This window comes from Blautia sp. HCN-1074 (genome assembly GCF_037890165.1).
Lineage (GTDB): Bacteria > Bacillota > Clostridia > Lachnospirales > Lachnospiraceae > Blautia_A.
This window is the reverse complement of record NZ_JBBKBP010000002.1, coordinates 14,725-26,480: the sequence shown is the minus strand read 5'-3', so window position 1 is coordinate 26,480 and position 11,756 is coordinate 14,725. Positions and strand designations below refer to the sequence as shown.

The 11,756-nt window shown below is 39.9% G+C and carries 11 protein-coding genes and 1 other RNA gene; 4 read left to right on the top strand and 8 right to left on the bottom strand.

What is annotated here, in order from left to right:
• Positions 1–157: 157 nt before the first annotated feature.
• Together WKT11_RS02335 and WKT11_RS02330 are read right to left on the bottom strand one after the other, a co-directional pair.
• A complete protein-coding gene (locus WKT11_RS02335) occupies positions 158–1,696 on the bottom strand; it encodes a sensor histidine kinase (protein ID WP_117677060.1) in 1,539 nt (512 codons plus the stop codon).
• Positions 1,697–1,818: 122 nt separating this feature from the next.
• Complete coding sequence (locus WKT11_RS02330; protein ID WP_117677037.1) at positions 1,819–2,499, bottom strand: response regulator transcription factor; 681 nt, start codon at positions 2,497–2,499, stop codon at positions 1,819–1,821.
• A 344-nt stretch (positions 2,500–2,843) separates the two neighbouring features.
• On the opposite strand from WKT11_RS02330, the gene ssrA reads away from it, so the two are divergent.
• Positions 2,844–3,192: a transfer-messenger RNA gene (gene ssrA / locus WKT11_RS02325) on the top strand.
• 34 nt (positions 3,193–3,226) lie between these two features.
• On the opposite strand, the gene WKT11_RS02320 is transcribed toward ssrA, so the two are convergent.
• From WKT11_RS02320 to WKT11_RS02300, 5 genes are all read right to left on the bottom strand, one after another.
• Positions 3,227–4,234, bottom strand: a complete 1,008-nt coding sequence (locus WKT11_RS02320) for an aldo/keto reductase (RefSeq protein WP_117677036.1) — start codon at positions 4,232–4,234, stop codon at positions 3,227–3,229.
• Between the two features lie 96 nt (positions 4,235–4,330).
• Complete coding sequence (gene efp, locus WKT11_RS02315; RefSeq protein ID WP_008703519.1) at positions 4,331–4,888, bottom strand: elongation factor P; 558 nt, start codon at positions 4,886–4,888, stop codon at positions 4,331–4,333.
• A gap of 165 nt (positions 4,889–5,053) precedes the next feature.
• Positions 5,054–5,578, bottom strand: coding sequence for a shikimate kinase (locus WKT11_RS02310; RefSeq protein WP_118410592.1), 525 nt, complete (start codon positions 5,576–5,578; stop codon positions 5,054–5,056).
• On the bottom strand, positions 5,575–6,078 hold the full coding sequence (locus WKT11_RS02305; RefSeq protein ID WP_117677034.1) for a YqeG family HAD IIIA-type phosphatase: 504 nt from the start codon (positions 6,076–6,078) through the stop codon (positions 5,575–5,577). Before WKT11_RS02305 ends, WKT11_RS02310 begins: the two co-directional genes overlap by 4 nt.
• 33 nt (positions 6,079–6,111) lie before the next feature.
• The gene (locus tag WKT11_RS02300; protein ID WP_340282259.1) at positions 6,112–7,473 is read right to left on the bottom strand and encodes a citrate/2-methylcitrate synthase; all 1,362 of its coding nucleotides are present in this window, start codon (positions 7,471–7,473) and stop codon (positions 6,112–6,114) included.
• 674 nt (positions 7,474–8,147) lie between these two features.
• On the opposite strand from WKT11_RS02300, the gene gdhA reads away from it, so the two are divergent.
• Complete coding sequence (gene gdhA, locus WKT11_RS02295) at positions 8,148–9,482, top strand: NADP-specific glutamate dehydrogenase (RefSeq protein WP_117677032.1); 1,335 nt, start codon at positions 8,148–8,150, stop codon at positions 9,480–9,482.
• Positions 9,483–9,739: 257 nt separating this feature from the next.
• Here the strand turns inward: gdhA and nrdR are convergent, their stop codons facing one another.
• Entirely contained in the window at positions 9,740–10,189 is a 450-nt protein-coding gene (gene nrdR, locus WKT11_RS02290; protein WP_117677031.1) for a transcriptional regulator NrdR, read from the bottom strand.
• 283 nt (positions 10,190–10,472) lie between these two features.
• On the opposite strand from nrdR, the gene WKT11_RS02285 reads away from it, so the two are divergent.
• On the top strand, positions 10,473–10,724 hold the full coding sequence (locus WKT11_RS02285) for a PRC-barrel domain-containing protein (protein WP_117677030.1): 252 nt from the start codon (positions 10,473–10,475) through the stop codon (positions 10,722–10,724).
• A gap of 199 nt (positions 10,725–10,923) precedes the next feature.
• The gene (sigG, locus tag WKT11_RS02280) at positions 10,924–11,703 is read left to right on the top strand and encodes an RNA polymerase sporulation sigma factor SigG (protein ID WP_117677029.1); all 780 of its coding nucleotides are present in this window, start codon (positions 10,924–10,926) and stop codon (positions 11,701–11,703) included.
• The last annotated feature ends 53 nt before the right edge of the window (positions 11,704–11,756 follow it).

Here is an 11,756-nt window from a genome sequence, read left to right as displayed (position 1 = left end):
AATTTCTTTGCAACTGTCTGTTTTTGTTTCTTTTTATTTTCTTTTATTTCAGTCATCTGCTACTATTCATTAGTTATCGCATTATCGCATACTTCTGACTGAAAGACAGGTCTTTTACTTTACAGGAAAGATCATCTGACAATGTTCTCTTAATTTCTTACTGTCTGCAATCCAGCGTAAACCAGAACTCAACACCGTTATCATAGTTACATACGCCATACTTCTGGTTCATGCCCTCAACAATCGCCTTAACAATCGAAAGTCCAATGCCGCTTCCGCCATACTCTCTTGTACGTGCTTTATCTACTTTATAGAATTTATTCCAGAGATTTGGAATATCCTCTTCCGGAATCGGAGTTCCTGTGTTAAATACTGTCACTTTTACGCAATCACCCTCACGGAGTACTTTGATTTCCACCTTACGTTCTCCATCCAGATGATTTAACGCATTGCTTGTATAATTTGTTACAACTTCTTCCGTTTTAAATTCATCTGCCCAGACGTATACGGGCTCTGTCTCTTCAAAAATCACTGTTGCCTCTTTTTGCTCAATCACAATGTGCATAGAGCCAATCACTCCTTTTATCAGAGATACAATATCGAAACGCTCCATCACCGGAGCATCTTTACCGGATTCCAGCTGATTTAAGGTCAACAGATTCTTTACCAGTTTATTCATTTTGGATGCTTCATCCATGATAACTTCACAGTAAAACTCTCTGCTCTCCGGATCATCGGAAATATTTTCATTCAGACCTTCTGCGTAGCCCTGAATCAACGCGATCGGAGTTTTCAGCTCGTGTGATACGTTATCCAGAAATTCTTTACGCATTTCATCAATCTTGATCTTATCTTCAATATCCTTCTGCAATTTGTTATTTGCCGATTTCAGTTCAGAAATCGTACTTTCCAGTTTTCTGGACATCTTGTTGAAATTATCACCAAGCACATCAATCTCATTTCCCGCCCAACTCTGATATCTTGCCTCAAAATCAAGATCCGACATCTTTTCTGATAACTTTGTCAGTTCACTGATTGGTCGGGTAATACGACTTGTTACTACCAGAATGATCAATCCGCTGATCACAACTATGATCGCTCCTACAACAAAATAAAAACTATTAGAAATAGCAGCGCTTTCTTTTATACTTTCCAGTGGAGAACGGATCAGAAAATAATAGCCATTATCAAACTGCCCCCAACATTCTACATATTCCATACCTGCAAATCGGTCATGTACCTGCCACATAGTACAGGTATCTGTCTGTTTGAGAATACGGCTGCGCTCCATATCCTTATCAAGATCATTCACATATCCGAATAATTTACTTCGGAGCATCTTGGCCATATTATTCTCGCCCCAGTAATAATATCCACTGTTCTCCTCATTTACAATGATCCACGTAAGGTTATTTCTGGAACTGTTCCATTCAATCTCATCCGGAATCTCAGCTTTTGCTTCTTTTGTGTCTTCTCCCGAATCTGTGTCATATTCTAGTATATCATCCAGATTCATCTGGGATAAAAGTACTTTTGCTTCTTCTAGTGCTTCCACTTTCTTGGACACGTAATACTTTTCAAGAAACAGACCGTTAATCAGAGTAATGCCGAAAATAGATAATAACAGCAATCCTATAAACAACACTGAAATCTGATGCTTCAGAGAATGAAATTTTTTAGCTTTGACTCGTTTCATACGTTTCTTATTTTTTTGTGATTTTTCAGCAGGCGCTGACTCATTCTTTAATTTCTTTTGAATTTCTTTTTCATCAGTTTTTTCACCTGGAAGCCCTTTCTCACCTGTATTCTCATTTACTGTCATTCGTCTACCTCAAACTTATAACCCATGCCCCATACAGTTTTGATATATTCACCTTTGTCACCCATTTTGCTTCTGAGTTTCTTGACATGGGTATCAATGGTACGGGCATCTCCGAAGTAGTCGTAATTCCATACAGAATTAAGAATCTTCTCTCTGGAAAGAGCTATTCCCTCGTTCTCCAGGAAATAAGTCAGAAGTTCAAATTCCTTGAAGCTTAATTCCATCGGATTGCCATCTACGGTAGCCAGATGTGCGGCTTTGTCTATCACGATACCACCTGCCGAAAGCACATCTTCCGGATTACTCTGACCGGTACGTCGGAGAATTGCTTCTACTCTCGCCACAAGAATCTTCGGGCTGAATGGCTTGGAAATATATTCATCTACTCCCAGATCAAATCCGAGTAGTTCGTCTCTCTCATCGCTTCTCGCTGTCAGCATAATGATCGGCACCTTTGAATTTTTACGGATTTCACGGCAGACTTCCCATCCGTCCATCTTCGGCATCATGACATCAAGAATGATCAGCGCGATATCCTTTTCTTCATAAAAGATATCCATAGCCTCCTCACCGTTACCTGCTTCAAGCACCTGAAAATTCTTCTTTGTCAGGAAGTCCTTTACCAGTTTTCTCATACGACTTTCATCATCTACCACCAGGATTTTCAATGCATCCATCTTTATCTCCTCCGTTTTCTTTTTTATCTTTCAAAGCAGCTCGTATCCTACCCTGCTGCTTCTTCTTTCATCAGCTAAATCATTGTTCATTTTATATGAAATTGAAATATGAACAATCATCTGTAATTTTCTATAACGGTACTATAGCAAAGATTTATGTAGGTTTTGTGAACATACAAAAGAAACAAAAAGAAATTTTAGCAAAAATAGACTTGACAGCGTTTAAATTCTTTCATATAATTAAATTCATCTAGCATATAATATATGCCAACATTAAGAAACACGCTTTCGTCTTACCACCAGTGCAGTTTTATAAAAGGACAGCGTAGCAAGAGTCATATTCAGGGCTTGTACTGGTTTCGACGGGGGCTTTGAAGTTGGGGAAGCCATCCGCAGACTCCTGGACTGCGTACCAACCGGGAACCTAAATATAAACGCAGACGAACAGTACGCGTTAGCAGCCTAATTGCTGCTCGTCAGCCCTGATGCACTCACACTTCAGGAATCTGGCGTCGACTATGTGAGAAACCTTGCCGGGTAAGCTTTGCCCCGGTAGATGTATTATGAAGCTACTAAGGTTGTAAGCCTGTCGGTGGGCGTACATCCGAGGGAATGTTAAAACAGCGACTGTGATGGGAGATGCCTTAATGAATAGGCTTTCGGACGCGGGTTCAATTCCCGCCAGGTCCATAAAAACATCCACAGGGTAATTCCCTGTGGATGTTTTTTATTCACCAAACTGTTGTGCACATTCTTTCAACATTTCGCGAATTGGCAGATGGTACGGACATCTGGTTTCACATTTGCCGCATTCTATACAGGCGGAAGCCTTCACTGCAAGAGAACTGTAACGGTTTCTTGCCCAGTCTCCCAGTCCGTAACGGTTAAGATATCCTGCGAACAGGAACACACCCGAAATATCGATTCCCACACTACATGGAGCACAATAGTTACATCTGCGGCAGAAATTTGTGCCAAGCTGTTCTCTGACTTCTTCAATTTCTTTCAATTCCTTCTCATTTAACGGAGAAGAATCAAGACAGGCTTTGATGTTTTCTTCCATTTCCTTCTCTTCTGCCATTCCAGGAATTACGATTGTGACATTCTTATTGGCACAGATATAGCGAAGTGCCAGTGTTCCATTCTCAATAGCGCCTCCTGCCAGTGGTTTCATATCAATAAATCCGATATTTTTCTCTTTACATTTTGCAATCAGTTCCTCACCCTGACTCTCTACGATATTATATGGGAACATAATCGTCTCTACCCAGTCCAGTTCCAGCGCACGTGCAAATACTTCTGTTGAATGTGCAGTTAATCCAATATGTCCGATCTTGCCTGCCGCCTTTGCTTCCTGTAATGCCTCAAGAGCACCGCCTGCTGCCAGCACCTGATCCAACTGCTCCATACTTGGATTGTGTACCTGGTACAGATTAATATAATCTGTGCGAAGATTATGAAGACTCTTCTCAATATCTGCCGCCATAGATTCTTTTGTGCGCGCCATAGACTTTGTTGCAAGTACAAATTTATCTCTGATGCCTTCTAACGCATATCCAAGATACTCTTCACTTACTGTATAGCCTCTGGCTGTATCAATATAATTCACACCCTGATCTGCCAGTTTATGTAGCAGACTTTTTGTTCCTTCTGCATCAATTCTCTGAATCGGGATTCCACCAAGCCCCATTCTGGAAACTTTTAATCCTGTTTTTCCAAGTGTTACGTATTCCATCACTTCATTCCTCCTATACAAAAACTGCCACCGGTCTTCACCGATGGCAGTCTGATTACGTTCTTATAACCGCAAATCCTTAATGATAACCTGCAATTATACTCTGGAGAGATATTCTCCTGTTCTTGTATCGATTTTCAGTTTATCGCCCTGGTTAACGAACAGCGGAACCTGAACCTGTGCACCTGTTTCTACAGTAGCCGGTTTCGTAGCGCCCTGTGCTGTATTTCCTGCGAATCCTGGCTCTGTCTCAGTAACTTCAAGTTCTACGAACAGAGGTGGCTCGATAGCAAATACGTTTCCGTTATGGGAACAAATCTTAACCATTTCGTTCTCTTTAACGAATTTAAGAGAATCGCCAACCTGATCCTTTGTAAGACCAACCTGATCATATGTCTCTACGTTCATGAAATAGTACAGATCACCATCATCATACAGATACTGCATATCTACACGCTCGATACGTGCTGCCGGGAATTTCTCTGTAGGACGGAAAGATTTTTCAAGAACTGCTCCTGTGATGATATTTTTGTATTTTGTTCTTACGAAAGCAGCACCCTTTCCTGGTTTTACGTGCTGGAATTCAACAATCTGACATACGTTTCCGTCAATTTCAAGTGTGATACCGTTTTTGAAATCACCTGCTGAAATCATAGTTATATTTCCTCCTTAATAGTACAAGTTCAGCGATGCTGTTTCCCGCCGGTTTTCATTCTGAAATGGCATTTACAGCAACAGCCGGTTCAAAGTGTGTGTCTTTCTCATTCTTCATCTTCGTGACACACTCTTATTTAATTTTATAATATTCCGACGCTTTTTTCAACTATTTTTTACATATGTTTTTAATTTTTCTTCAAGCTGGGCGATCAGATCCTCAAAAGGCTTGTCTCCTGTGACCATCTCAACATCCGCAAACTTCGCATAAACCGGATCTCTTTGTTTCAGAAGTTTCTTGATCTTGTCTTCTTTATCTTCACCTTCGATCAAAGGATTATTGCTGGAATTCTCCAGTCTCTTCTTCAATGTAGCGTAAGATCCTTTCAGATATACCACAGTCCCAAGCTTCTTGATATATTTGGCATTCTGCTCCTGCATCGGCAGTCCGGCTCCCAGTGAAATAACTTTCTGTTCCGGATCATCGATTAAAGCCTTAATTACAGTAGTCTCAAGTGCTCTGTAAAATGGTTCTCCAAATCTTTCAAAAATCTCTTTCATTGTAAGGTTCATCTTTTTACTTACTACGCGGTCAACATCTATAAACGGCAGATTAAAATCCTTTGCCAGACGTTTTCCTACTTTTGTTTTTCCTGAACCCATAAATCCTATGATAACAATATGGTTCATGAATTCCCCTCCTCTTTACGGTAAAAATATAGCACAATTCTTTCAAGGTATCTCTTAAGTACGATCTGAATCTCTTCTTTCGGATTGAGTGGTTTCACCAGAATATTACGGATTCCTGCACGTTTCGCTCCAAATATATCAGTAAACAGCTGGTCTCCCACAAAAATCGTATTACTCCTGTCAGTTCCAAGGAGTTCCATTGCCCTGATATAATTCTTCGTTGAAGGCTTGTGTGCATCTTCTATGAAATATTCTCCTATCGCATCATTAAAAGAGGAAACTCTTTCATACTGATTATTCGACAGGAAACAACACTTAAAGCCAAGTTCCTTCAAATGTGCAAACAATGCGCATGCTCTCTCATCTGCCGGTGCGCCATGGGGTACTAAAGTATTATCTATATCAAATAAAAGCCCCCTGTATCCTTGCGCATACAGATTATCAAAGTCAATCACATAAGTAGAATCCACATATTCATCCGGAAAAAAACATTTAAACATTTACAGCTATTCCTTTATTTGTATTTTTTACGATCAACGCTCATTAAGTGGAACGTATACCGCCGGTTCCAGAACGTTCTTGTATGCAGGACGAATGATCTTGTCAGCATTGATAAGCTCTTCCATTCGGTGAGCACTCCATCCTACGATACGCGCAACTGCAAACATCGGCGTAAACAGCTCAAGCGGCAGATCCAGCATACTGTAGACAAAGCCACTGTAGAAATCCACATTGGCACTTACCCCTTTATAAATACGACGTTCCTCTGCAATTACTTCCGGTGCCAGACGTTCTACCATAGAATACAGACCATAATCCTTCATTCTGCCCTTCTCCCTTGCCAGTGTTTCCACATAAGTTTTAAACACTTCGGCTCGCGGATCAGATACAGAATAGATGGCATGTCCCATACCATAGATCAGTCCTTTCTGATCAAATGCTTCTTTATGAAGAAGTCTCTTTAAGTATGCACGGACTTCGTCTTCATCTTTCCAGTCCTTAACTTCTTTCTTCATATCATTGAACATTTTGACAACTTTAATGTTTGCGCCGCCATGTTTTGGTCCTTTTAAAGATCCAAGTGCTGCCGCAATCGCAGAATAAGTATCGGTTCCTGATGAAGAGACAACATGAGTTGTAAATGTAGAGTTATTACCTCCGCCATGCTCCATATGAAGAATAAGTGCAATATCCAGAATCTTCGCTTCCAGATGTGAGTATTTCTTATCTGGTCTTAACATTCTCAGAATGTTCTCTGCCGTTGAAAGTTCTTTCTTCGGATTATGGATATAAAGGCTCTTTCCCTTTATGTAATGGTTATAAGCCTGATAACCATAGACAGACAGCAGTGGAAATACACTGATAAGATTCAGACATTGTCTGAGTACATTTGGCAATGACGTGTCATCTGGATTTGTATCATAAGAATATAATGTGAGCACGCTTCTTGAAAGAGCATTCATAATATCCTTACTTGGTGCTTTCATTACAACATCGCGGACAAAATTTGTCGGGAGTGATCGCTGATCAGCCAGAAGCTCTGTAAAATCAGCAAGCTGCTTCTTGTCAGGAAGCTTCCCAAACAACAACAGATATGTAACTTCTTCAAACCCATATCTGTCGTCTTCAATAAAGCCCTTTGTCAGTTCTTTAATATCGTATCCCCTGTAGGAAAGACTGCCTACACATGGAACTTCTTTACCATCTACGATCTTTGTAGCTTTGACATTGGAAACCTGTGTCAGCCCCGCAAGAACGCCTTTTCCATTAATGTCACGCAGACCTCTCTTTACATCATATTTTCCATATAGAGAAAGATCCAGACTTGTATGCTCCTTGCAGATATCAGTCAGATTTTCAATTTCAGGTGTTACTTTCATTTTAAATCCCGCCATGTAATTAAATCCCCTTTCTTCACAATTTTGTCGATAATAAATCCCCCTCTTCATCCCTGATCTGTTATGAGATACTGATCTGTTATGAGATACTGATCGATAATGTTACTTTTCACTGCTAATATCCCGCAAGTTACCGGGTATAACAAGTATAGAATGAATCGTAACCGAAACCTTAAAACGTTACTGTTCACTCCATTCACAGTAACGTAGCCAAAATTCATTCCAGATTGCCTGCGGCAATGGAATTTTGGCTTGTATGTCTCGGGATTTTGGCATATTCATGCCAAAACACCTCGCGGAATAGTGGTGTGTGAACAGTAACCTTAAAACAATAACTGCTTCCAGCTATTTAATAAAAGTATAGCATTTTTTTTCCATCTGGTCTATATTTTATATAAACTGTTTTTTCTTTCACCAGATCGTGTGTCAATCGGATATTCGCAATCCGCTTTCGCTACTGGCTCATAAATGTTACAGAAATTATAGTGACCAATATCATATGGATGATTCTTAACATTTTCTCATATTTAACTTTTTTTATCAAGTCAAAATTTGTTCACAAAATTTTTATAAAAAAATTTCATTTGGCTCTTTCCATTTGTAACACTTTAGTGTATAATAACGTCGATTTAAAAATTATAACTTAAACGATCGACGAGGAGGAAATCATTATGTCTTATACTGAAGAGGTATACGAGAGAGTCGTAGCACAGAATCCAAATGAGCCTGAATTCCATCAGGCAGTAAAGGAAGTTTTAGACTCCCTTAAAGTCGTAATCGACAAAAATGAAGAAGAATACCGCAAACTTTCCATTCTGGAGCGTCTTGTTGAGCCAGAAAGAATCATTTCTTTCCGTGTTCCGTGGGTAGATGACAAAGGTGTTGTACAGGTAAACAAGGGTTATCGTGTACAGTTCAACAGCGCAATCGGACCATACAAGGGTGGTTTAAGATTCCATCCGTCAGTAAACCAGGGAATTCTTAAATTCTTAGGTTTTGAGCAGATCTTCAAGAACTCTCTTACAGGTCTTCCAATCGGCGGCGGTAAAGGTGGTTCCAACTTCGATCCTAAAGGAAAATCTGACAGAGAAGTTATGGCATTCTGCCAGAGCTTTATGACAGAGCTTTCCAAATATATCGGCGCTGACATGGACGTTCCTGCAGGTGATATCGGTGTAGGCGGACGTGAGATCGGTTATCTGTACGGACAGTACAAGAGAAACCGTGGATTATATGAAGGTGTTCTCACAGGTAAAGGTCTTTCCTATGGTGGATCTTTAATCCGTACACAGGCTACAGGATATGGTCTTGTATATATGCTTGACGAGATGGTTAAAGCTAAAAACGATACAATTTCCGGTAAAACTCTTATCGTAACAGGTTCCGGTAACGTTGCTATCTACGCTGTAGAAAAAGCTACTGAACTTGGCGGTAAAGTTGTTGCTATGTGCGACTCCAACGGATATATCTATGATCCGGAAGGAATCAAACTTGACATCGTTAAAGATATCAAAGAAGTAAAACGTGGACGTATCAAAGAATATGCTGATCGTGTTGAAGGCGCTACTTACACAGAAGGAAAAGGTATCTGGAATATCAAATGCGATATCTATCTTCCATGCGCAACACAGAACGAGCTTGATCTTGACGCCGTTAAAACTCTTATCGCAAACGGCTGCAAATATGTTGCAGAAGGTGCTAACATGCCTACTACCCGTGAAGCAACAGATTATCTTATGGCAAACGGCGTAACATTTATGCCTGGTAAAGCTGCTAATGCCGGTGGTGTTGCTACTTCCGCGCTGGAAATGTGCCAGAACTCTGCAAGACTTTCCTGGACAGCTGAAGAAGTTGATGCAAAACTTCATCAGATCATGGTTGACATCTTCAACAAAGTTGATGATGCTTCCAAACGTTATGGAATGGAAGGCAACTACGTTGTAGGTGCTAACATCGCAGGCTTTGAGAAAGTTGTAGATGCTATGAAAGCTCAGGGTATTGTTTAATTTTTAATTCGTTAACTACCCCATAAAAAATACACATAAAAAGTCGGTGGAATTAATTCTGCCGGCTTTTTATAATGTAAAAATATACTCCATTTTTCGTCTGTATTTTGGATATTTCCAAATAATTTGTCAATCGGATATTCGCAATCCGCTTACCTGTAATATAAAAACTGCTGTCTGATATATGCGGTCTTTCCCCCGCTATCTCAAAACAGCAGCTATCTTTTTTTTCACAGCATCTGATCAATATTAATGTGTTAATTCATAAACTTCTTCAGTTCATCCATAAATGTACTGACATCTTTAAATTCTCTGTACACTGATGCGAAACGTACATAAGCAACCGCATCCAGATCTTTGAGATGATTCATCACGATCTCTCCAATCTTTGTGCTGGAAATTTCTTTTTCTTCCGTATTAAAAATTTCCCCTTCGATGGCATCCATCATTTCTTCCACTTTATCTATAGATATCGGTCTTTTATAGCACGCTCTCAGAATGCCTGCCTGAATCTTGGCACGACTGTACTGCTCTCTGTTCTGATCTTTCTTGATCACCGTAAGCGGAATACTCTCCACTTTCTCATATGTAGTAAATCTTCTGCCACAGGCATCGCATAAACGGCGGCGGCGAATAGAGTTTGTATCCTCTACCGGTCTGGAATCAACTACTCTCGTGTTATCCTGATTACAAAATGGACACTTCATAGGACGTCCCCCCTTTTTAAGTCATATCACGTTTTCTGTGAGATTATGTTGTATAGCTGTAACTATTCAGCAGTCTACTATCCCATGAGATATTTTCACATAGAAACATGGTACTGAACAGTTATGTATGAGTTTATTATACTGTATTTCTATTTGAAGTGTCAATAAAAGGACTTGCATAAATTTTCGCAAAAATACATAAATTGTTATCAGATAACGTTACTGTTCATTTCAATCTCGGTAACGGATAACTCTTTGTATTCAGAAAGGATCTTCCAATTCTATGAGAATCTGCGAATTAAAGCAAAAAGAAGTAATCAATACCTGTACCTGTCGAAGTCTTGGATGTCCTGTTGATATAGAATTCGACTGCAAAACCAATCGTCTGACAGCTTTGATCGTGCCTGGTCCCGGAAAACTGTGTTGTCTTTTTGGACATGACAGCGAATATCTCATTCCCTGGGAATGTATCTGCCGAATTGGTGATGATATTATTCTTGTGGAGATTGAAGAAGAAAAATGTTTACATAAATAACCATATATCCACACCTGCTGCGGCGTCAGGCGGATATAGCGATATGCTTTAAGCCTTTACTTTGTCAAGGGGCAATATTTTTTATATTTTCCAGTTAAAAGTATAATTATTCCTCCATCTGAGAATCATTCTTACTGAAACATTATCAGGTAAATTTTACTGTTTTACGTTTAAGGATAATAAGGAGGATTCAAAAAAGATGGCACTGAACAAAGTAGAAATCTGTGGAGTCAATACGGCGAAACTTCCTGTTCTTAATGCAGAAGAAAAAGAAGAACTGTTCAGCCGTATCAAAAAAGGTGATGAACAGGCACGTGAATTATACATCAAAGGAAATCTGCGGCTGGTCCTCAGTGTGATACGAAGATTTCAAAACAGCAGCGAAAATGCAGATGATCTCTTTCAGATCGGCTGTATCGGCCTGATCAAAGCAATCGATAACTTTGACACAACTCTACAGGTAAAATTTTCAACATATGCCGTTCCCATGATCATTGGAGAAATCCGAAGATACCTAAGGGATAATAACAGCATTCGTGTAAGCCGCTCTCTTCGCGACATTGCATATAAAGCGATCTATACCCGCGAAACTTATATGAAACAGCATCTTAAAGAACCGACAGTCACCGAAATTGCACAGGAAATCGGTATCGAAAAAGAAATGATCGTATACGCTCTGGACGCGATTCAAAATCCGGTAAGCCTCTTTGAACCGGTTTATACCGAAGGAGGAGATACTCTTTATGTTATGGATCAAATCAGCGATACCAAAAATAAAGAAGATCGCTGGATTGAAGATCTGTCTCTCCGGGAAGCCATGAAGCGTCTAAGCAAACGTGAAAAACATATCATAGAACTGCGCTTTTACGAAGGAAAAACTCAGATGGAAGTGGCTCAGGAAATAGGCATCTCCCAGGCACAGGTCAGTCGCCTGGAGAAAAATGCCTTAAAATCCATGCGCAATTATCTGCGCACCTGAAAGTTACTGTTCACTCCGTTCTCAGTAGCACCCGAAAAGCTTTATCATATTTT